The organism is Arthrobacter sp. Soil782, assembly GCF_001428435.1.
In the GTDB taxonomy this organism is placed as follows: domain Bacteria; phylum Actinomycetota; class Actinomycetes; order Actinomycetales; family Micrococcaceae; genus Arthrobacter_D; species Arthrobacter_D parietis.
In genome coordinates, this window is record NZ_LMSO01000001.1 from 977,032 (window position 1) to 996,887 (window position 19,856).

23 protein-coding genes are annotated in these 19,856 nt (G+C 63.1%); 5 read left to right on the top strand and 18 right to left on the bottom strand.

The window, feature by feature from the left end; genetic code table 11:
- Positions 1 to 75 precede the first annotated feature (75 nt).
- Genes ASH00_RS04680 through ASH00_RS04690 form a run of 3 tightly spaced genes read right to left on the bottom strand, consistent with a single transcriptional unit; the run spans position 76 to position 2,422 of the window.
- A complete protein-coding gene (locus ASH00_RS04680; protein WP_200954740.1) occupies positions 76 to 411 on the bottom strand; it encodes a hypothetical protein in 336 nt (111 codons plus the stop codon).
- 39 nt (positions 412 to 450) lie between these two features.
- On the bottom strand, positions 451 to 1,041 hold the full coding sequence (locus tag ASH00_RS04685) for a hypothetical protein (protein ID WP_056545484.1): 591 nt from the start codon (positions 1,039 to 1,041) through the stop codon (positions 451 to 453).
- 43 nt (positions 1,042 to 1,084) lie between these two features.
- Positions 1,085 to 2,422: an MATE family efflux transporter gene (locus ASH00_RS04690; RefSeq protein WP_056545486.1), complete on the bottom strand. Its 1,338-nt coding sequence runs from the start codon at positions 2,420 to 2,422 to the stop codon at positions 1,085 to 1,087.
- A 109-nt stretch (positions 2,423 to 2,531) separates the two neighbouring features.
- On the opposite strand from ASH00_RS04690, the gene ASH00_RS04695 reads away from it, so the two are divergent.
- Positions 2,532 to 2,786 (top strand): hypothetical protein, encoded by a 255-nt coding sequence (locus tag ASH00_RS04695; RefSeq protein ID WP_157358996.1) that lies wholly within the window; start codon positions 2,532 to 2,534, stop codon positions 2,784 to 2,786.
- A 2-nt stretch (positions 2,787 to 2,788) separates the two neighbouring features.
- Here the strand turns inward: ASH00_RS04695 and ASH00_RS04700 are convergent, their stop codons facing one another.
- Positions 2,789 to 3,418, bottom strand: a complete 630-nt coding sequence (locus ASH00_RS04700) for a TetR/AcrR family transcriptional regulator (RefSeq protein ID WP_056545495.1) — start codon at positions 3,416 to 3,418, stop codon at positions 2,789 to 2,791.
- A gap of 86 nt (positions 3,419 to 3,504) precedes the next feature.
- Positions 3,505 to 4,383 carry a DUF4031 domain-containing protein gene (locus ASH00_RS04705; protein WP_056545497.1) on the bottom strand — a complete coding sequence of 293 codons (879 nt, stop codon included), beginning with the start codon at positions 4,381 to 4,383 and terminating at the stop codon, positions 3,505 to 3,507.
- A gap of 138 nt (positions 4,384 to 4,521) precedes the next feature.
- On the opposite strand from ASH00_RS04705, the gene ASH00_RS04710 reads away from it, so the two are divergent.
- From ASH00_RS04710 to ASH00_RS04720, 3 genes are read left to right on the top strand one after another with little or no spacing between them, the layout of a single operon-like run.
- Entirely contained in the window at positions 4,522 to 5,631 is a 1,110-nt protein-coding gene (locus ASH00_RS04710; protein WP_056545499.1) for a WD40/YVTN/BNR-like repeat-containing protein, read from the top strand.
- Positions 5,628 to 5,915: a MoaD/ThiS family protein gene (locus ASH00_RS04715; RefSeq protein ID WP_056545501.1), complete on the top strand. Its 288-nt coding sequence runs from the start codon at positions 5,628 to 5,630 to the stop codon at positions 5,913 to 5,915. Before ASH00_RS04710 ends, ASH00_RS04715 begins: the two co-directional genes overlap by 4 nt.
- Positions 5,916 to 5,954: 39 nt before the next feature.
- Positions 5,955 to 6,524: an MOSC domain-containing protein gene (locus ASH00_RS04720; protein ID WP_056545503.1), complete on the top strand. Its 570-nt coding sequence runs from the start codon at positions 5,955 to 5,957 to the stop codon at positions 6,522 to 6,524.
- 12 nt (positions 6,525 to 6,536) lie between these two features.
- Here ASH00_RS04720 and dnaB read toward each other — a convergent pair whose 3' ends face one another.
- Entirely contained in the window at positions 6,537 to 8,855 is a 2,319-nt protein-coding gene (dnaB, locus tag ASH00_RS04725; protein WP_157359040.1) for a replicative DNA helicase, read from the bottom strand.
- Positions 8,856 to 9,533: 678 nt separating this feature from the next.
- Between dnaB and ASH00_RS04730 the strand changes: the two genes are divergently transcribed.
- A complete protein-coding gene (locus tag ASH00_RS04730; protein WP_056545505.1) occupies positions 9,534 to 9,959 on the top strand; it encodes a DUF1801 domain-containing protein in 426 nt (141 codons plus the stop codon).
- A 66-nt stretch (positions 9,960 to 10,025) separates the two neighbouring features.
- Here the strand turns inward: ASH00_RS04730 and rplI are convergent, their stop codons facing one another.
- The 12 genes from rplI to ASH00_RS04795 form a co-directional block, all read right to left on the bottom strand.
- On the bottom strand, positions 10,026 to 10,475 hold the full coding sequence (gene rplI / locus ASH00_RS04735; RefSeq protein ID WP_056545506.1) for a 50S ribosomal protein L9: 450 nt from the start codon (positions 10,473 to 10,475) through the stop codon (positions 10,026 to 10,028).
- A gap of 15 nt (positions 10,476 to 10,490) precedes the next feature.
- Positions 10,491 to 10,730 carry a 30S ribosomal protein S18 gene (rpsR, locus tag ASH00_RS04740; RefSeq protein ID WP_005273147.1) on the bottom strand — a complete coding sequence of 80 codons (240 nt, stop codon included), beginning with the start codon at positions 10,728 to 10,730 and terminating at the stop codon, positions 10,491 to 10,493.
- A gap of 99 nt (positions 10,731 to 10,829) precedes the next feature.
- Positions 10,830 to 11,390, bottom strand: coding sequence for a single-stranded DNA-binding protein (locus ASH00_RS04745; RefSeq protein ID WP_056545507.1), 561 nt, complete (start codon positions 11,388 to 11,390; stop codon positions 10,830 to 10,832).
- 54 nt (positions 11,391 to 11,444) lie between these two features.
- Positions 11,445 to 11,750 (bottom strand): 30S ribosomal protein S6, encoded by a 306-nt coding sequence (gene rpsF, locus ASH00_RS04750; RefSeq protein WP_026543913.1) that lies wholly within the window; start codon positions 11,748 to 11,750, stop codon positions 11,445 to 11,447.
- A gap of 189 nt (positions 11,751 to 11,939) precedes the next feature.
- Positions 11,940 to 13,220, bottom strand: coding sequence for a M18 family aminopeptidase (locus ASH00_RS04755; protein WP_056545512.1), 1,281 nt, complete (start codon positions 13,218 to 13,220; stop codon positions 11,940 to 11,942).
- Between the two features lie 48 nt (positions 13,221 to 13,268).
- Positions 13,269 to 13,952, bottom strand: coding sequence for a response regulator (locus ASH00_RS04760; RefSeq protein ID WP_082565885.1), 684 nt, complete (start codon positions 13,950 to 13,952; stop codon positions 13,269 to 13,271).
- Complete coding sequence (locus ASH00_RS04765; protein WP_056545513.1) at positions 13,949 to 15,205, bottom strand: sensor histidine kinase; 1,257 nt, start codon at positions 15,203 to 15,205, stop codon at positions 13,949 to 13,951. Before ASH00_RS04765 ends, ASH00_RS04760 begins: the two co-directional genes overlap by 4 nt.
- Positions 15,206 to 15,239: 34 nt before the next feature.
- Positions 15,240 to 16,121 (bottom strand): ABC transporter permease, encoded by an 882-nt coding sequence (locus ASH00_RS04770; protein ID WP_056545514.1) that lies wholly within the window; start codon positions 16,119 to 16,121, stop codon positions 15,240 to 15,242.
- Positions 16,122 to 16,123: 2 nt separating this feature from the next.
- The gene (locus ASH00_RS04775) at positions 16,124 to 17,071 is read right to left on the bottom strand and encodes an ABC transporter ATP-binding protein (protein WP_056545515.1); all 948 of its coding nucleotides are present in this window, start codon (positions 17,069 to 17,071) and stop codon (positions 16,124 to 16,126) included.
- 250 nt (positions 17,072 to 17,321) lie between these two features.
- On the bottom strand, positions 17,322 to 17,552 hold the full coding sequence (locus tag ASH00_RS16615) for a hypothetical protein (RefSeq protein WP_157358997.1): 231 nt from the start codon (positions 17,550 to 17,552) through the stop codon (positions 17,322 to 17,324).
- A gap of 469 nt (positions 17,553 to 18,021) precedes the next feature.
- Positions 18,022 to 19,218 carry a YncE family protein gene (locus ASH00_RS04790; protein ID WP_157358998.1) on the bottom strand — a complete coding sequence of 399 codons (1,197 nt, stop codon included), beginning with the start codon at positions 19,216 to 19,218 and terminating at the stop codon, positions 18,022 to 18,024.
- Positions 19,211 to 19,834: a GlcG/HbpS family heme-binding protein gene (locus tag ASH00_RS04795; RefSeq protein WP_200954741.1), complete on the bottom strand. Its 624-nt coding sequence runs from the start codon at positions 19,832 to 19,834 to the stop codon at positions 19,211 to 19,213. Before ASH00_RS04795 ends, ASH00_RS04790 begins: the two co-directional genes overlap by 8 nt.
- Positions 19,835 to 19,856: the final 22 nt, after the last annotated feature.

The window sequence follows — 19,856 nt, forward strand, 5'->3', positions numbered from 1 at the left end:
CTTTTCGCGCAAGCGCCCTGGTTCCCGCGCCTCCCCTGATCCGGTTGACGGCAGCCTGCCGTCTTCGCTTGTGTGTTAGCGGGCGTCGTCGCCCGTGCTTTTCGGCTTGGTGCCCCGGGGGTTGCCGTGCTCATCGAGGTTGGCTGATCCGCCGGGAATCTTCGAGGACGAGCGATTGATCCCCGTGCCCTTCCCGAGGTGATCTTCATTGGGTTTCTCCGTCATCAGCAACAGCGCGCAGATGACCATTGAGGCGATGAAGGCGATGCCCGCAGCCGTCAGGCCCAGGTCCACCCGCAGCTCCCGGGTGCCACCGCCGGTGGCGAACACCATGGTCGCGATCCCCGCTATTGCTGCCAGAACGGTCGAAAAAATGAGAGGACCCTTGACGCCCTTGACCTGCTTGGACACGGTTCCTTCTCCTCAATGTTTTCTACGAATAGTAGAAATCTAGTTTACGGGTTTGGCGTGGGTTGCGGGACCGGGAACTTCCCGTGCATCATGCCGGTAGCTGAGGGCTGCAAGAGCAAGCACGACGGCGGAAATCACCGCGCCGCCGCCGGCCACACCGAGCAGGGCATGCGCTCCGAGAGGCTGGAACAGCGGCAGCAGAGCTCCGGTCAACGTTGTCACGATCCCGATCAGGAGGAAATCGCGGGCAGCAATATAGGAGCCGCGGTTCCTGAACCAGATAATCAGGTACACCAAACCCATCAGGATCAATGCAAACGCACCGGCTTGGGCAAACACCCGGTCTGCATGCACCCACAGATTGAGCAGACCGGCAATTGCCAGGGACACCGGCACCGTTCGGGTGAGCCACGCGGGTATGGCGCCCTGTATCAACAGGCTCTGCTCGGTGAAGTAGACGGCGGCGGCCAGCCCCAGAAAATAGAGCCCTCCGGAGACGGACATCACATGGACGGAGGGCTGTCCCCAGAAGATGGTCAGCAGCCCGAAGGCACCGGCCACTGCGGCGTGAAGCAGAAAAGCACGCCAGAGCAGAGTCAGTGCGGGCGTGCCTGCCTTTTCCACGCTCATGTCCTGCCTTTCCGTGCGTCTGATGAACGGTGCAAGTTTAGTCTCAGGCTGCCCCGGTCACCATCCAGCGATCATTCCGGACCCGCCAGCCCAGAGTCAGTGCGCGCGCCAGCATGTACCCGACAGCGAACGCTGCCCATAGCCAGGCGATCCCCTCCAGTCCCGTCAGGCCGGCTGCGCACACCAGAACCAGCAGTGGAACGTACAGAACCAGATTTACGACGCCGGCGAGCGCCAGGTACCTCGAATCACCCGCACCGATCAGCACTCCGTCCAGCACAAAGACGTAGCCGCAGACCGGCTGCGCTGCAGCGAGTACCCAGAGGCCCATGGTGAACGCCGCCTGGACGCCCTCGTCAGACGTGAAAATCCAGTCAATGAACGGTGCAACGGCTGCCAGCATCAGTCCGGTGAGGACGCCGAAGACAACTCCCCAACGGATCATGGTGCGGGTGAGGGCATGTGCAAGAGGCCGGTTGCCGGCACCGAGCTCCTTTCCGATGAGCGCCTGTGCCGCAATCGCAAGAGCATCCAGCGCGAAGGCGAGGAGAGTGAAGATGGTCATGATCAGCTGGTGGGCTGCAAGGGACACGGGCCCTTGCGACGTTGCCACCACCACGGTTGCGAGGATCGCCACCCGCAGACTGGCGGTCCGGAGCATCAGCCATGAACCGACGCGTGCCGTTGCCCTCAGGCCCCGCCAGGTGGGACGAAGCGAAACCGAGTGCCTGCCTGAAAAGCGGTAAATGATGACGAGATAGACCGCTGCCATGCCCCATTGCGCAATGCTCGTCCCCAGTGCGGAACCTGCAACGGAAAGCCCCGCACCGTACACCAGTAGGTAGTTCAGAACGATATTGGCGCCGAACCCGGCTCCGGCCACTACCAGCGGCGTGCGTGTGTCCTGGAGCCCCCTCAACACTCCTGTTGCCGCGAGTACAACGAGCATGGCCGTCAGCCCGGGCATGGAGAATCGAAGGTAATCCACCGCGAACTGGTGAACTTCGCCTTCAGCGCCCATTGCGGCAGCGAGCCCTGGCGCGAGGATCCAGCCGAGAACGGACAGGACCACGCCCAGCAACAGTGCCAGCCCGACGCCGTCGCGCCCTGCAGCGAGCGCATCCTGCATGCGTCCGGCGCCAAGGAATCGCGCAACCGCGGGCGTTGTCGAGTACGCGAGGAAAACCATGAGCCCTACGGCGGTCTGAAGCACCGTTGATGCGAGTCCCACGCCGGCCAGTTGGTTTACGCCCAGATGACCGACGATCGCTGAGTCCGCCAGCAGGAAGAGCGGCTCGGCAATGAGGGCACCCAGCGCAGGCAGAGCGAGGCGGAGAATGGAGCGGCCAAGCTGGCGGCGATCAGGGACAGTGGTGGACACGAATCCCAGCCTAGGCCCTGGGCAGGACAAAACGGATGGGCCATCCTGGCTCCGAATAGCTACGCTGGGTACTGGTTGAATAGCTGTTCAGCCAGATGAGGAGATGTCCGTGAAAGCTGGAGTCAAGCACTTCATCGTTGGTGCTGCACTCCTTCTGTTCAGCACCTTCTTCATACCGCAGGGGATGTCAGGTTTTGCGCGGTCCGCCGCTCGCAGCGAGCCTGTCGATGCCGGTTCCATAGTGCTGCTGATTATCGGCGTTGTCATCGTGGTGGCGGCGATCGCGTTGATCGCGCGGGGCCACATGCTGCGTTACAGGGAGCGCGCACGCGAGGCCGGGCAGAGGCCAACGGACCTCCCCTAAGGTCATAGCCCTTTCTCAACCATCTCCAGCAGTCGCCGCGCAGCGAAGGTCCGCTGCTCCTCATCCAGTCCCCGCAGCGGTCCGTCGATGACGAGCATGGCGAGCCCATGCACCGACGACCACGCCAGGAACTCAGCTCCCAAACGCCGCTCCGCCGGAAGAACACCCGCCTCGACCAGGCCATCCAACGCCGCAGACAACAACTGGAACGGTGTCAGGCCGCTGTCGCCGGCCGAATCAGGGGCAGCGGCATCGCGCAGGTCCGCATGCTCCGCGAACGCAGTACGAAAAAGGCCCGGCTGGGTCTGTGCATAACGAAGATACCCGGCTCCTACGGCGCGGAGCCGAGCCTTGGCCACGTCGCTGGCATCACCGCTTGGTTCAATCCGGGACAGTTCCTGCTCGATGGAACGCGCCAGTTCCGCCTGAGCTGCCATCGACACGGCATGGAGGAGTGCCCGCTTGTCGGCGAAGTGCCGGTAGGCGGCGTTGGGTGTCACGCCCGTGCGGCGCGTGACCTCACGGAGCACGACGGCGGAGGGCCCGCCTTCGCGGGCAAGTTCAGTACCAGCAGCCACCAGGGCGCGGTGCAGGTCACCGTGACGGTATGTGCTGCGCTTCCGATGAATCACACCATCTCCTCCCCTCGTGAGGCGCCTGAACAAATGTGAACAGTGTCAACAATTGTGCCACGACGCCGGTAATCGAGCCGGGACGTTCAGCGCAGCGTTGCTGCCTCGGCGGAAAGGTTCACCCGAGCCTTCACCGCCCACAGACGCCGCCCCTCCGCAGTGCGATAAAGGGGATCAAGATTCAACAAGCGGTCGACGACGACGGCCCTCCCCCGCGCGAATTCCGGGTCCGGTACGTGGGCGTACTCCTCCCGGACGGCGGCGAGGTACCGCCGGTATCCACCCGGAGCACGGCCCAGCACCGCAAGGTCCGCATCACACAGCAACTCGGCCGGGCGGTCACCCTGCAGCGGCGCGTGCGTAGTGGTCAGCAGCACCAGCCGCCTCACCTCCGCATGAGTCTCTATGACACCTTCGAGCAGGGACTCCGCGAGCGCGGCCGACGCCGCCTCATCCTCCCCAGCACGGCCGTTATACACCGCGTCGTGGAACCAGGCGGCGAGCCGGGCATTGAGGCGGGTTTCGGCGTCGTCGTTCTCGGTGAAAAGGAGGTCCAGCGCCTCCAGGACATCGAGCAGGTGTTCGGGCGTGTGATAGCGGCGGTGCGGCTCGGACCACCGGCCCAGCAACTCCGCGCCGAGATGGGATGTGCCGCGCAGGGTCTGCTCCCATCGCGTGAGGAGGGACCGGCGGATGCGGTCCGGCCGGCGTCGTGCAGGTACCCGTAGCCCACTGGCGATCAGGACCCGCACCAGCGTTCCGCCGTCAACCTCGTGGGCACCGAGCTCGGCGAGCCGGCGGTAGCGGCGGGCCGGGACGTCGTAGTGATCTATGTCGAACGCGCGCTCGGGAATGCCGGCGCCGGCTGCGAATGCGTGCAGCTCAGCGAGCGAGGTATCCGAGATGAGGTGCGAGAAAAGCGTGCCGTGCGCGGGCCAGAGCGGAGGATCGATATACACGGCCATGGGACAGAAGCATACCCAGCAAAACCCCTGTACAGCCGCTGGGTGCTGTGCCATTGTTTACGGTGTCTACATGCGGTGCAGTCGTGCGTTTGGTGTGTCCACGGCGACCGCGTTTTCACCTTCGCGAATCGAGTACCCATGGAAACCACCCTCCTTGCCATCGGAACCAAAAAGGGCCTTTGGCTTGCAACCAGCACCGACCGGCAGAACTGGACGCTCTCACAGCCCCACCACCTCATGTCCGAGATCCCGAGCATCGGAATTGATACCCGCGAGGGGAGGACGCGCATCCTGGTGGGAATGATGGACTGGCACTGGGGACCCACCGTGGTCTATTCGGATGACCTCGGCGCGACCTGGTCCGAACCCGAGCAGGGCGCCATCAAGTTTGCCGAATCAGATGACACCGCGCTTGGCCGGATCTGGCAGCTGCAGCCGGATTCAACGGACCGGCCGGGGGTTGTCTGGGCCGGCTGTGAACCGATCTCCGTGTGGAAGTCGATTGACGGCGGGCAGCACTTCGAGCTCAACCGCGGGCTGTGGGACCATCCGCACCGCTCGGAGTGGGGCGCCGGTTTCGGCGGTGCCGCGGCGCACACGGTCATGCCCAGCCCGGTCGACGACACCGTCCACGTGGCCATGAGTACCGGCGGCGTCTATCGCTCCACAGACGGCGGCCAGTCCTGGGAACCGCGGAACAAGGGCATCTCGGCGTACTTCATGCCGGACCCAAACCCGGAATTCGGTCAGTGTGTTCACAAGATCGCTCGGGATTCTGAGAATCCCCAACGGCTCTACGCCCAGAACCACCACGGTGTCTACCGGACCGACGACGGCGCAGAAACCTGGGAATCGATCGCTGACGGACTGCCGGCTGACTTCGGATTCGTGGTGCTGTCCCATCCTCGCCGCGGCGGTACCGCCTGGGTGATTCCCCTTAAAGCCGACGGCGAGCGCATCCCGCCGGATGCCCGGCTTGCCGTTCACCGCACGGACGACGCCGGTGCCACCTGGACCCGGCTGGACAACGGCCTGCCCGCCAGCGAATACAACGCCGTACTGCGCGATGCCGCAGGCGTGGACACTGCGGAGCCGGTCGGCGTCTACTTCGGCACGCGGGGCGGTTCTGTCTACGCCAGCGCGGACGAAGGCGAAACTTTCACTGAAGTGGCAGCTCACCTGCCGGATGTGCTGTGCGTGCGTGCCGCCGTCGTCGTTGGCGCGGCCGCTGGCGTCGGGTCACCATGAGCCCTGTCACCGTCCTGATTCCGACGCTGCTGCGGCCGCTGGTTAATGACCGGTCCGCCGTCGAGATTCCGTTGGAAGCACCCGCTCCGGTGTCTGCGTTACTGGACACGCTGGCCGACGGGAGACCTGTCCTTGCCCGTCGGATCCGCGATGAGACCGGGGCGCTGCGCCGCTACGTCAATATCTACGTGGACGGTGAAGACGTGCGCCGGGTGGACGGTCTTTCTACACCGGTTGCACCCGGGTCAGAGGTGATGATCATCCAGTCCGTGGCCGGCGGGTAAGCGGCCGCACTCAGCCGCAGTAGGCGTTAGTTTGGATGAATGAGCGTCTACCGGTACGAGGTCGAGATTCTGCATTTGCTCGTGTCCGGCCAGCACGCTTACTTCGGTCGGGCGCGTGATGGCGCGGCGGACGTGCCAACGGCGGACGCCGAGCACGTCAACGTGGTGGCGGGCAAGGGCATCGCCGGGGACCGATTCTTCGGCAAGGCGGCGCACATGGACGCTGCCGTGACGGTGTTCGCCGTCGAAGCGCTGGAAGCGATCGCGGCAGAGCTGGGTGAGGGTCCTTTCGATCCGCTGCTGACGCGGCGCAACGTGATCTTGAGGGGCGCGCATCTGGCGCCCCTGGTTGGGCAGGAGTTTACGCTCGAGTCCGGCGTGAACCAGGTGACGCTGCGCGGCGGCAGGCCAGCGCATCCGTGCGCGTGGATGGACCGGATGCTTGCTCCTGGGGCGCATGCGGCCATGCGTGGCCGCGGGGGCGTGCGCTGTCAGCCTGTCTCCAGTGGGATTATCCGCCGAGGGCCGGCCGTGCTGGTGAGCCCGGTGGAGCTCGACCCGGTGCAGGCCGGTATGCCGCACCGGCTGAGGCCCAGCCGTCTCCCGTGATCGGCCTCTGCCCTAGAACCCGCCCGTGTCCGCTGCCATGTTGTTGAACCGTGAGTAGTGCCCCTGGAACCCAACAACCAAAGTCTTGGTGGGGCCGTTACGGTGCTTGGCGACGATGACGTCAGCTTCTCCGGCTCGCGGCGATTCCTTGTCATAGACGTCGTCGCGGTGGAGCAGGATGACCATGTCCGCATCCTGCTCGATTGAGTTATGAACGGCGATGCCGTTGGCAACGAAGTTGTGGTTTCCAAGGACAGTCGCGTCGAATACCTCTTCCTTACCGTCCGGTTCAATACTGACAACGCTGTCCCAGAGGAGATCATTTACGGCCATGACATCGAGCTCTGCTGAGCCCAGCGCGGCCGCCACCCTTGCCAATCGCTGCCGCGACGGAGCGGCCTTGAAGAGGGTTGATCCACAATATTGGGTCCCAATGGCTGCCTGGAACTCACGGTGGGTCATATCCTTCTCCGCGAGGATGGACTTCACATCATCCCAAACCTGCAGAGGAACGGTGTCAACATTGGTGTCGCTTGTTTTGTCCCGGATGATCTCGAGCAGACGTTCACACGAAGACGCCCGGGCCCCGTGGACGCCGATCTCTTGCAGGAATCGGCGCTGATCATCGCGGCCGGAGACATCAAGCGTGTAGCCGGGACGGTGGTTGCCCTTTGCCGTCGAGGTTTTTACCCTCGCGCTGATACCGAAGCGAAGAAGGAGCCGCGTCACATCGTCGGTGAGCCGCCGTGACGTCGATGCATAGTAGATGCGGCCGCCCGTAGCCGCACGGTTCACGGTCACCGAACCGTCGGTGGCCCAAAGGTGCTTCAGGAACAGGGAAATCTGGGCCTTGGGTAATGCGAAGACCTCTTCCGGAACGAAGTCCCTCACCTTATTGGCGAGAAGGACGACCTGAGAATCATCCCAATGGGTTCGCTCTGACGGTCCATTGACGTGGCGAGGCACACCCAACCGGTCCCCGACGTTGAGATGACCGAGCGCGCGCCAGCCGTCGTAGGTGAAAAACGGGTGGTTGGAAGTGGCTCGAATAGTTTTCCCGGAGGCCAGCGTTAGACGGAAAACCTCCTTTGTGCCGGTCGAGAAAACATGCGTGAGGTGGCGCTCCACGTACCGGAGGCTGTCATCCAAAGACCAAACAGGTACATCCCGGGCACCGGTCCGGAACAGCTCGCCCATTGTGGTCTCCGCACCGGTATCCGATCGAAGCACCCTTGTGTCAGCAGTGAGGCAGCCCGATTCGCGAAGGTCCGAGACCATCGGCCGCTTGTCGGTTCGCTGTTCAGAGCCACGGTTGAGCTGGGAAAGCGCGACGACGGGGACGTTCAGTTCCTTGGCCAGGAGCTTCAGGGCGCGCGAGAATTCCGAGACTTCCTGCTGCCGGGATTCAACGCGCTTTCCGGATGACATCAGCTGCAGGTAGTCGAGGACAACGAGCTTCAGATCATGCCGCTGCTTGAGGCGGCGGCATTTCGCGCGGATCTCCATCAGGGACATATTCGGGCTGTCATCGATGAAGAGCGGAGCGTCATTCATGCGTCCCATCGTGGTGGCGATCTTGCCCCACTGCTCATCCTTCACGGTGCCCTTACGCAAGTCCTGCAGCCCGATGGTGGCTTCTGCGGACAACAGTCGCATGGCGATCTCGTTGCGGCCCATCTCGAGGGAGAAGAAGACGGTAGTCATGTTGTGCTTGATGGCGGCAGAACGAGCCCAGTCCAGCGCGAAGGTCGATTTGCCCATTGCCGGCCTGGCCGCAATCACAATCATCTGCCCGCCATGCAGGCCTTGGGTGAGTTCATCGAATTCGTAGAAGCCCGTCGGCACACCGGTCATGCCCTCACCGCGGTGGCCGGCCGACTCAATCTCGTCCACCGTGCCCTCGATGATGTCCTTGAGGGGCACATAATCTTCAGCGGTGCGGCGTTCAGCAACCGCATAAACCTCGGCCTGCGCGGCGTTGACGAGGTCATCCACCTCGCCGTCATTGGAGTAGCCGAGCTGGACGATCTTGGTTCCGGCATCAACCAGACGGCGAAGGACAGCGCGTTCTCGAACGATTTCAGCGTAGAAGCCCGCGTTGGCAGCGGTAGGAACAGACTGGATCAGTGTGTGAAGGTAGGCCGGCCCGCCGATACGTGAGATCTCCCCACGCTTGGTGAGCTCGTCCGATACGGTGACGGCATCAGCGGGCTCTCCACGACCGTAGAGATCGATGATCGCTTCATAGATGCTCTCGTGTGCCGGGCGGTAGAAATCCACGCCGCGCAGCACCTCGACGCAATCGGCAATTGCGTCTTTGGACAGCATCATCCCGCCGAGGACGGACTGCTCAGCAACCAGATCCTGTGGAGGCGTTCGGGAGAACTGCGGTGAACGAGTGTCTTCTGATGAATCCGCATGAGTCAAAGACACGTGTGCGGCCTTCCTTCCCGAAACTTTCCCGATCCCTGCCCAGGGCGTCTGCCGAGGAGTGGTGGATCCGAGCTGAATAACTATAGATACCAGCCGCCACCGACAGTCCTTGCGGTATGGGATACCCCGCAACGCTAGTGCCCAGCTTCCTCCCTGCCAAGTGAGTTATCCACAGGGGGTGTGTATAAACAGGCAATTGTTCGGCGTGTTGTGTGCACAGGCTGGGGATATCTCTGTGGAGTAGAAAGAATATTAATCCACAATGTAGGGCTGACTTGGGTAAATGCTTCATTCCACCTGTGGAGAAGAAGTTTATTCCGCCAACATTCAGCCCGCACTTTCGTGTTGACAGACGGGCAAAAGAGCCCTACGGCGGCGCATTTATGCACTGACTATCCACAACCCGTACGCCACTAGACATGACGTGCGTCACGGCGAATAGAAAGCATGACGGCCCTTTATGCCCCTACACTGATGGACCGGCCATAGACGTACGGGCACGGGAATACTCCACCTGCGAGATATATGCACCGGGCACGTTCCCGTGTACGCCTTAACCCTGAGATACTTCCTCCCATGGCAGACAACAAGACGGTACCCACCGCCGCGTCCCCACAGGACTTCATCGATTCAGTACCCCATGAACGCCGCCGGCAGGACGCTCAAACGCTCCTGGCCCTCATGAGCCGTATCACCGGGCTGGAAGCGGTGATGTGGGGTCCGTCAATGGTGGGGTTCGGAAGCTACCACTACAAGTACGCTTCCGGCCGCGAGGGGGACGCCCTGGCCGTCGGGTTCTCACCGCGCAGCGCCAACCTCGCGCTCTACGGGCTCACTTACGCACCACAAGCCGCCGAGCTTCTTCCGGAGCTGGGCAAGCATAGAACTGGTGCAGGATGCCTGTACATCAATAAGCTCCACGACGTCGACCAGGACGTTCTCGCTCAGCTCATCGCCCTGGGTCACGAGTTCATGGTCAGTGAGAACTTCACAAGCAGCTGATCCAGCGGCAAGCAGAAGGCCCCCGCTCCCGAAGGAACGAGGGCCTTGCGCGTACTGTGCGTAACTCTAGCTGGCGACGACGTCGAGATCGATCACAGCGGCAACGTCTTCGTGGAGACGAACGTTTGCCTGGTAGCTGCCGACCGACTTGATGTGTGCGGGCAGTTCCACCTTGCGCTTGTCGATGGCGCCGAGGCCAGCGGCCTCAACAGCCTTGGCGACATCTTCGGCCTTGACGGTTCCGAAGAGGCGACCGGACTCGCCGGCCTTGACGGTCAGCTTGACCGGCTTTGCCTGCAGTGCAGCAGCCTGACGCTGAGCATCCTCGAGTGAGGCGTGCTCGCGGGCAGAGCGTGCAGCCTTGATGGACTCCACCTGCTTCTCGCCGCCCTTGGTCCACGTGAGAGCGAAGCCGCGGGGCAGAAGGTAGTTACGTGCGTAACCGTTCTTGACCTCGACAACATCGCCTGCGGTTCCCAGGCCGGTGACTTCCTGGGTCAGAATGAGCTTTGCCATGGTGTGTTCCTTTCCTTAGCCGCGGCCTGCGCCGGAGTAAGGCAGGAGCGCAACTTCGCGGGCGTTCTTGATTGCCTGGGCGATTTTGCGCTGTTCCTGCACGGTCACGCCGGTAACGCGGCGCGCACGGATCTTTCCGCGGTCGGAAATGAACTTACGCAGCAGTGCTACGTCCTTGTAGTCGATGACGGTGACGTCAGCGGCCTTCAAGGGGTTGGACTTTGGTTTGGGCTTACGAAGTTCAGCCTTAGCCATCGTGGTGCTCCTTATGTCTGGTGGAGCCCGCAGAACGGTTCTGCGGGATGGTAATTTCAGATGTGGAACGCCGCCGGTGCGGCACCGTTCCTGGAAGGCCTAGAAGGGCGGCTCGGATGATTCCGGGCCGTTGCCCCAACCGGACGAGTTACCGCCGGCCGGTGCACCCCACGGGTCCTGGGACGGCTGCTGGGCCTGCTGGCCACCGCCGCCGTTCCAACCCTGGTTGGAGTTGCCGCCGCCGCCGAAGCCGCCGCCGCTGTCTCCACCGAAACCGCCGCCCCCACCGCCGGAGCGCTGGGTACGGCTTACCTTGGCGGATGCGTAGCGCAGGGATGGACCGATTTCGTCCACTTCCAGCTCCATGACGGTGCGCTTCTCGCCTTCCTTGGTGTCATACGTACGTGACTTGAGGCGGCCCTGAGCAACAACACGGGTTCCCTTGGTGAGGGTCTCCGCTACGTTCTCAGCCGCTTCACGCCAGACCGACGCCCGGAGGAACAGCGTTTCGCCGTCCTTCCACTCGCTGGACTGACGGTCGAAGGTCCGCGGCGTCGACGCAATGGTGAAATTAGCCACTGCAGAGCCTGACGGGGTGAAACGAAGTTCCGGGTCGCTGGTCAGATTACCGACGACCGTGATAGTGGTCTCGCCTGCCATGGTGCCTCCTACGGTCACGGACCCACCGGAGTGGGCCTGGTTTGATAGCCGAAATTACTCGGCGGAAACCTTCTGCTCCTCGGGCCGGATGATCTTGGTGCGCATGATGGTCTCATTCAGGCCAAGCTGGCGATCAAGTTCAGCTGCAACAGCCGGGGTAGCGGTGAAGTTGACGACGGCGTAGATACCTTCGGACTTCTTCTTGATTTCATAGGCAAGGCGGCGACGTCCCCAGATGTCTACCTTGTCCACAGTTCCTTCGCCGTTACGGACGACATTCAGGAACTTTTCGAGTGTTGGCTCAACGGTACGTTCCTCGACATCGGGGTCGATGATTACCATCAGTTCATATGCACGCATTTGTGAACCCACCTCCTCTGGGCTAAACGGTCGCGGTCTTTCCGCAACAGGAGGTTCTTTAGCGTTGATCCGCGCGCGGAAACCACTCATTTTCAGCGGTTCCACGTTGGCACGGACTCATCAATACTACCGGACATGAGGCAGCTCTCCGAACCGCCTGTGGACAAGTGGCTGGGCCGGCAAACCGTATCAGGAAACCGTGAAGAACCGCTGCATCACCCGGGTGAGCTGGTATGGATCCTCGACGCCGCAGAGCTCACGGGCCGAGTGCATGGACAGCAGTGGAACGCCGACATCCACCGTCCGGATGCCAAGTCTGGTTGCGGTCAGCGGTCCAATGGTGGATCCGCACGGCATCACGTTGTTCGACACGAACTCCTGGTACGGCGCGCCCGCATCCCTGCACAACCGCGCCCAGTAGGCGGCGCCGGGAGCGTCGGTGGTGTAGCGCTGGTTCGCGTTGATCTTCAGCAGTGGCCCGCCATTCAGGACCGGGTGATTTGCCGGATCGTGGCGCTCGGCGTAGTTGGGATGGACTGCATGGCCGGCATCCGATGACACACAGAACGACGACGCGAATGCCCGCCGCCGCTGCTCCGCACCGGCACCCAATCCCGTCGAGATCCGGTGCAGGATGTCCTCCAGGAACGGCCCGCTCGCGCCGGAGCGTGATCCGCTGCCGACTTCCTCGTGATCAAAGGCGGCCAGCACCGCGATGGGTGCACCACCGGCGTCGTTCTTTGTTGCTTGAATGAGGGCGGTGATCCCGGCGTGCACGGAAGAGAGGTTATCCAGCCTGCCCGAGGCGAAGAACTCGCCGTCCGCGCCGAAGACCCGCGGCTGCTGAGTGTCCGCAACCACCACATCGAAGCCGCCGATCTCCGCTGCTTCGAGATCAGCGTCGACCGCAAGAAGCTGCAGGAGGTCCGCCCGTCCCGGATCGCCAAGGCCCCAGACCGGGTTCATGTGTTGCTGCTTGTCGAGCTTCAGGCCGTCGTTGACAGCCCTGTCCAGGTGGATGGCCAGCTGGGGGAAGCGCAGGAGCGGGCCTGTGTGGACAAGGTGCTCCGCGCCGTCGTGCGTCACCAGCCGGCCGGCGAGCGCCAGCTCACGGTCGAGCCAGGAGTTCAGCAGCGGTCCGCCGTAGATTTCGACGCCGGCCTGTAGCCAACCGTGCCGTCCAATGGTGGGCTTGGGCTTCAGCTTGAAGGACGGGGAGTCCGTATGCGCTCCGAGGATGTGGAAGCCGGTGGTCTCCGTCGCAGTGGACGGGGCGATCCAGGCGATCAGCGCGCCGTCGCGGATGACGTAAAAGCGGCCGGGTCCCCCATCCCAGGGATCGTCCTCATGCAGCTGGCTAAAGCCGGCCGCCTGAAGTCGGATGGCGCCTTCGTGGGCAGCGTGGAAGCTGGAGGGTGAGGCGGCAACGTAGGCGCCGAGGTCTGCGATATGAGCGTGAGCGGCAGTCATGCCTGCAAGCCTACTGGCCGCCGCGTGCTGCCCCGGAGGCCGGCAAGCTCAGAAATCGAGCCCCTGGCTTGGGGTAACCAGACCGGTTTCGTAGGCATACACGACGGCCTGGACGCGGTCCCGCAGATGAAGTTTGGTGAGAATCCGGCGCACATGGGTTTTCACGGTGGCTTCGGAGAGGAAGAACCGGTGTGCCAGCTCCGCGTTGGAAAGCCCCTCCGCGATGGCACCAAGAACTTCGAGCTCACGCGGCGTCAGGTCCTGCAAAAGCGGGTCGCGGGGAGGCTTCGGCGCGTCGGGGCGGGAGCGTACGTACTCCTCGAGCAGCCGTTGGGTGACCCTCGGCGCAACTACGGCATCACCGCTCGCAACCACCCGGACGGCCTGCACCAACTCGTTGGGCGCGACGTCCTTGAGGAGAAAGGCTGAAGCCCCTGCCCGCAGCCCGGCGAACGCGTACTCATCAAGGTCGAAGGTTGTGAGAATGATGATCCGGGCACACGCACCTGACTGCGTGATGCGCCGGGTGGCCTCGATCCCGTCCATCACCGGCATGCGGACGTCCATCAATACGACGTCCGGCTCCAGCCGTGCTGCCAGACGTGCAGCCTCAGCGCCGTCGGAGGCCTCACCGACGATGTGCATGTCTTCCTCGCCCTCGAGGATCAGGCGAAAGCCCATCCGCAGCAGCGGTTGGTCATCCACCAGCAGCACCCTTGTCGGCTCGCTCACGCAATCTCCTCCTGTCGGTTCTCAATGGGCACCTGTAGTTCTGCGGCAACAACCCACCCGCCGGACGGCGTTGGCCCACAGTTCACTGTGCCGCCGTAAATGGCGGCCCGCTCACGCATGCCCGTGATTCCCTGCCCGGTTCCCACTGACGGCAGCGGTTCCATGGCGCCGCGGCCGTCGTCGGACACCCGTACCCTGACGGTGCTGCCCAGTCTGGCGATCAGGACGTCGACCGTGGTGGCCCCCTTCGCGTACCGCAACACGTTGGTCAATGACTCCTGGACAATGCGGTGGACGGTCATCTGGAAGGCGGCATCCTCGGGCAGGCCCGGCCCACTCAACTGCAACCGGATAGGCAGCCCTGCCGCGCGAAATCCCTCAAGGAGACCGGCGAGTGAACCGCCGGCCGGCAGCGGCGCGAGCGGGGCCGCGTCCGGTCCTTCACGGAGAACACCCAGTACCCGCCGCATATCCGCCAGCGCTGTGCGCCCGGTGGCGGAGAGCTCCGCCAGTACCTCCCGCGCTCGATCCTGATCCCGCTTCATAACGACGCCGGCGCCATCGGACAGCGCGATCATCACCGACAGGGAGTGCGCGACGACGTCATGCATCTCACGGGCGATCCGGTTCCTCTCGTTCGCGGAGGCAAGTTCCGCGTTGCGTTCAGCCCACTCGCGCAACTCATTCTCATGCAGCCTCTCCCGGCGGACGGTCATGCCGATGCCGACGGCCACGACGTACCACATGACCACGAATCCCACGACAACCCAGATGAGGAAGGGAGCGTCGTCGGGCATCAGGTCCGGGATAAAGGGCAGGGGAATCACCGAGGTGACCAGTGCGGCAGCAAACGCCACAGCTGCAATTTTGATAGGGAAAGCCACCGCAACCGCGTACAGCGCAAACCAGATGCTGATGCCCACCGTTGCGCGCCCGTCGGAGATCAGCAGCGCCACGGGTTCGATCAAACACAACAGCGCCAGGACAACCAGTGGCCGTCGGCGCCGAAAGAAGAGGATGAGGGCGGCGGCGCCGAGAGCCGCTATACCCCACCACCCCAGGGGAAGGTCTGCTGCCAGGACGACGTTGGGCACACTGGCAACAAGGAACAGCACGACGACGGCGACATCCATCACCCGCGGATGTGACCGGAAGTACCGGCGGATGGGGCCGAGCCGCCGGGCGTTAATCTCGGTGAAGGAGACGGCGGCCGTTCGTTCCGCAGTCTCCTTCACCAAGGCTTTTTCACTCATGGAGTGAGCTTATGTGGTGCGCAGGTCTACTCGTCTAGACGTCGCGCTTCTTGGTGACCGCCACCGAGATGACGAGCAGCACGAGAGCCCAGCCGCCGAGTACCAGCGCACCCTGCCACTGGTTGAGGGCGTCTTCAGCGATGGTGATTGCCACCATCTGCTCGCCGGCACTGCTCGGTAGGAACCGCGCGGCGTCAGGGATCCAGTCAGCGATACCTGCCAGCAACGTGGCCACGAGGATCGGAAGGACAAACAGGAGGCCAATGGTCGTTACAACTCCGCCGGCGGTGTTGCGCAGGAGGGTTCCGATGGACATGGCAATGATGGCGACCAGGGCCAGAACCGAACCCGTGTTGATGATGTGCAGCAGCACGCCGTCAGTATCCAGGCCGAAGGCCAGGTCAGATGGGGCGAGAATCGGCTGTGCAACGAGGTAGCCGACGAAAGCTGAACCCGCGCCGAGGATAAATGCGATGACAGCGAAAACGAGCTGCTTCGCCAGCAGCGCCGGAATACGTTTGGGGACCGCGACCATGGTGGACCGGATCATCCCGGTGCCCCACTCGGAGGCAATCAGGACCACTGCCAGGGACCCCATGAGCAGTTGCCCGAAGATCAGTCCGGAGCCCGGGATGGTGGAAACGATCGAGGTTGCGTCCGGCGCTCCCTGCACCTGGGCAGCCACTTCCGGATCGGACTGGAGATCAAACAGGATAGTTGTCTGCCAGGCGAACAGCGCCGCCAGGCCAACCATGACCACCACGGTGATGCTCAGCATGATCACCGTCGAGGGGACGGTTGTCACCTTGATCCACTCGGACTTGAGTACCCGCGTGAAGTTCACGCCGGATCCTTTGGCGGGGCCGCGGTGGGAGCCGGCAGTTTCCGGTGCGGGTGCAGTTGCTGTATGCGACATGGTTACTTGCCTTCCTTGGAGTCGGCGCCGGAAGGAGCCTCCGGAAGAGTGTGTGAGTGGTATTCGACCTCATCGGAGGTGAGCTGCATGTATGCGTCCTCCAACGAGGCCTGCAGCGGTGTCAATTCGTAGACGAGGATCTGGTGGTCAAGAGCGACCTCCGCGATCCGGCGCGAGTTCGCCCCGGTGACCTCGAGAAGTTCCGGTTCAAGCTGCTGGGTGGAAACGCCGTCCGCGGCCAGCGCCCGCACCAGCTCGGCTGGTCGGTCAGTGCGGACCCGGGCGCGGGTTTGACCCTGTGCGTCGAGGATTTCGCTGATGGGAGCATCAGCGATGATCCGGCCGCGGCCGATGACAATGAGGTGGTCCGCTGTGAGCGCCATTTCCGACATCAGGTGGGAGGAAAGAAAGACGGTACGGCCTTCGGACGCAAGGCCCTTGGCGAGGTGCCGGACCCACTGCACGCCCTCCGGGTCAAGTCCGTTGACCGGCTCATCGAGGATCACGGTATGCGGATCTCCAAGCAGCGCGCAGGCAATGCCGAGCCGCTGGCCCATACCGAGGGAGAAACTTCCGACACGCTTCTTCGCCACAGGTCCAAGACCGGTCATTTCAATGACCTCCTTGACCCGACTATTGGGGATGCCGTGAGTGGCAGCCATCGCCCGCAGATGGTTGTAGGCGGAGCGCTTGGTGTGGACCGCCTTGGCATCGAGCAGGGCGCCGACTTCACGCAGGGGTGCGGAGTGCTTGGCGTAGTGCTTGCCGTTGACGCGGACGTCGCCGCCTGAGGGATTGTCGAGCCCGACGATCATGCGCATTGTGGTTGACTTGCCGGCGCCGTTGGGACCGAGAAAACCAGTCACGCGGCCGGGCTTAACGTTGAAGGAGATACGGTCTACCGCCGTTTTTGCGCCATAGCGCTTGGACAGTTCTGCTGCCTCAATCATGATGGGCATCCTTGGGGAAGGGAAAGTTTTGGAATACACACAACCCTACGGAGCTTCACCGCGAAGGGCACCGACCAACCGGATGATCTTGGACGCGGCATGCGTCCATCAAAAGGATGACCCCTATTTGAAAAACTCCGGGCGACGACGGCGCTCGCTTGGCTACCCGGGCCAGCCTTGGGAACGCAGTGCCCTGCGCGCCAGCGAAGTAATCCACTGCTCCCCCTTCCGAAGATCCAGTTTGTTGAGTTCACCTGGGCTCGATCAGGTCGATCGCAAGCCGTGCCGCCCGGATACCGTGAATTTTGCTCGTGTGCTCAACCAGTTTTCGAAGCCCAGCGACGGGGATCACGGGGCGGCGAGGCTCTCCGAAATGGCGGTGGTTCTCGCTGACAATCGAATCACGCGCAGCCACCAGGTCATCAAGGTGCAACAGGGTTCCCAGATCGACGAAGGTGCGGAAGACACTTGTAACTGGCAACCCGTTGACGGGTAAGAGAGCTGCGTGCAGGGCGTGCGAGATGCAACACATCCTCGTGTTGACCCGGCACCGCGATGCCGTGAATTCTCGCGGCACTCACGTGGCTGACACAGGAGCCAAGATTGAGCTGTATGAAGGCTTCGGCGCGGCTGAGAACGTCAGCGTTCTGACCGACCGCTTCACGGATGCCCCTCGTGGGCGCAGTCAGGTCCTTCGCACGGAGTCGCGAATAGGGGATTTCGCGGGCCATCGACTCCCGCACCGTGAGCGGGCGCAGATCCAGTGGAAAAGGTAAGGGATGGGGTTGTTTCATCATCCCTTGATGCCACGCCGCACCTAGGGAAAATCAGCCGTGCCCGGATATGTGGATATCTTGAGTCATATCCGCTCCCCTTGCCGAGTTTTTGTCGCCTACTTGCTGCCTCCGCCGCCTCAACGCCTCAACGCCTCAACAAGGCGACAAAAACTTTCATGGGGCGGCGGGAATCACGGCAAGCGACTGCGGCCTCCCTGGCACCGCAAGCTCCTGCTGCTCGAACGTTTCGAGATCGACAAGGGTGACACCGGACCAGAAGCCGTCCCGGGTGTAACCCCCCGAGAGAATCGCATAGTCCTTGCCGGTTACGGGATCGGTCCACGGCACAACCGTCTCGTGCAGCCGTCCCAGCGGCACGATTCGCTCAGCGTTCGTTTCTGTATCCCGAACCGTAAGGTTCGGGGATCCAGTGGCGTTGCCGAATGCCCCCGTTCCGATCACAAGAAGGGTCCCGTCAACCAGAGCCGTTCCGTGCTGATGCGAGTTGGCGGTCATCTCCTCCACGGAGACAGCACCCGAGGCGGGGTTGACGATGGCGAGCGCCAGGCCCTGATAGGGCAGGAGGAGGTTCCCGGCGTCGTCAATTGCGCCATAGTGCGGCTTCTCCCAGGAGGCCAGGCCGCCCTGTGTGCCGAACGGGGCTACCTCGATCCGCCGCACGGCGAGGGTTTCGGTAGTGACTATGTGGACCGAAAAGGAATCATGGTCGATCGTGTAGACCTCAGAGCCGTCGGCGGAGAGCAGGATGTCAAACGGCCGCAGTCCCACCTCAACGGTACCGATGGTCCGCCCTTCCTGGACATCCATCTTCTCCAGCGCTGAGGTGCCGTCCGCCCGGAGCACCGCCACATAAACCGTGCTTCCGTCCGCGCTCACGGCAATACCCGTACCGCCTGGCCGATACTCCCCTTGCGAGATGGAATCGGCCGGATTCGCATACGGGATCAGTGACATACGACGCCGCTCCACAAGGTCGACTACCGCCACTCCTTCGGCAGTGGAGACGAAGGCCCGCGTGCCGCTCACCGCGACATCCCACGGTGCCTGCCCGACGACGACGCTCGCCACCACCGGATCGGTCACGTTGCCCGGATCGATCAAGTCAAGCGAATCCCCTGCTGCCTGCGTGGCAAGCACGGAGAATGCTTCCGGGTCCGCCGACGGAGCGGATGGCCTGGCAGGGACGGGCTGCGGCGCCGGAACCGCGGAGGCGGCAGGCGGCGTCGTTGATTGGATAACCGGAGGCGTAACGGGTGCCGTAGCCGGTGGCGAAGACAGCGACGGCGCCGCGGTGCACCCGCTGGCCAGGAGCAGCAGGACTGCGCAGGCGATGACAGTGAATCTAGCCAAGAGAATCCGCGATAGCGTCAAGGCCGGCCTGGGCGCACGCCTCGTCTGCGGTGCCCTGCGGCGCACCTCCGACGCCAATGCCTGCTATTGATGCCTCGCCCGCCTTCACACTGACACCACCGGCAAGGAATAGGGTGCCGGGAATGTCCCGGATAGTGGCGCCATCTCCGGCGGCGCGTTCGGTCAGCTCAGAGGTATTCGAGCCGAACGCGGCGGCCGTATATCCCTTCAGCCGCGCTGATTCCATCGTATGTTCACCGGCATTATCGCCGCGAAGCAGCACCTGCACCTGACCGAATCGATCAACAACGGCTACTGAAACGAATCCCAGGTTGTCCGCCTGGCACTGCGCAAGAGCAGCTTGTGCTGCTTCTGTGGCGGCCTCGATGCTCAGCCGGGGCATGCTGAGCACGGCATCTTCCGCCGATGCCGCGGGCTCTGATGCAGCAGGTGCAGGCTCGCCGGCAGTCACCGGCTCCGAAGCAGCGCCACTAGAAGCTTCAGCGCTGGCCTCCGTCGAGGGGGTATCGGCGGACGAACAGGAAACGAGGCCAACCGTCATCACGGCGGCTGCTGCGAAAGCGAAGGAAAGGCGGGGAAGGCTGGGGCTGGACATGATGATCCTTGGGGTTGGAAGT

Excerpts from the sequence above, each read along its gene's own strand:
- ASH00_RS04730 (WP_056545505.1), top strand. The coding sequence starts at position 9,534 with ATGGCAGACAACAAGACGGTACCCACCGCCGCGTCCCCACAGGACTTC.
- dnaB (WP_157359040.1), bottom strand. The coding sequence starts at position 8,855 with ATGATGCTGTCCAAAGACGCAATTGCCGATTGCGTCGAGGTGCTGCGC.
- ASH00_RS04710 (WP_056545499.1), top strand. The coding sequence starts at position 4,522 with ATGGAAACCACCCTCCTTGCCATCGGAACCAAAAAGGGCCTTTGGCTT.
- ASH00_RS04705 (WP_056545497.1), bottom strand. The coding sequence starts at position 4,383 with ATGGCCGTGTATATCGATCCTCCGCTCTGGCCCGCGCACGGCACGCTT.
- ASH00_RS04795 (WP_200954741.1), bottom strand. The coding sequence starts at position 19,834 with ATGTCCAGCCCCAGCCTTCCCCGCCTTTCCTTCGCTTTCGCAGCAGCC.
- rplI (WP_056545506.1), bottom strand. The coding sequence starts at position 10,475 with ATGGCAAAGCTCATTCTGACCCAGGAAGTCACCGGCCTGGGAACCGCA.
- ASH00_RS04685 (WP_056545484.1), bottom strand. The coding sequence starts at position 1,041 with ATGAGCGTGGAAAAGGCAGGCACGCCCGCACTGACTCTGCTCTGGCGT.
- rpsR (WP_005273147.1), bottom strand. The coding sequence starts at position 10,730 with ATGGCTAAGGCTGAACTTCGTAAGCCCAAACCAAAGTCCAACCCCTTG.
- ASH00_RS04775 (WP_056545515.1), bottom strand. The coding sequence starts at position 17,071 with ATGATTGAGGCAGCAGAACTGTCCAAGCGCTATGGCGCAAAAACGGCG.
- ASH00_RS04720 (WP_056545503.1), top strand. The coding sequence starts at position 5,955 with ATGAGCGTCTACCGGTACGAGGTCGAGATTCTGCATTTGCTCGTGTCC.
- ASH00_RS04715 (WP_056545501.1), top strand. The coding sequence starts at position 5,628 with ATGAGCCCTGTCACCGTCCTGATTCCGACGCTGCTGCGGCCGCTGGTT.
- rpsF (WP_026543913.1), bottom strand. The coding sequence starts at position 11,750 with ATGCGTGCATATGAACTGATGGTAATCATCGACCCCGATGTCGAGGAA.
- ASH00_RS04770 (WP_056545514.1), bottom strand. The coding sequence starts at position 16,121 with ATGTCGCATACAGCAACTGCACCCGCACCGGAAACTGCCGGCTCCCAC.
- ASH00_RS04765 (WP_056545513.1), bottom strand. The coding sequence starts at position 15,205 with ATGAGTGAAAAAGCCTTGGTGAAGGAGACTGCGGAACGAACGGCCGCC.
- ASH00_RS04745 (WP_056545507.1), bottom strand. The coding sequence starts at position 11,390 with ATGGCAGGCGAGACCACTATCACGGTCGTCGGTAATCTGACCAGCGAC.
- ASH00_RS04755 (WP_056545512.1), bottom strand. The coding sequence starts at position 13,220 with ATGACTGCCGCTCACGCTCATATCGCAGACCTCGGCGCCTACGTTGCC.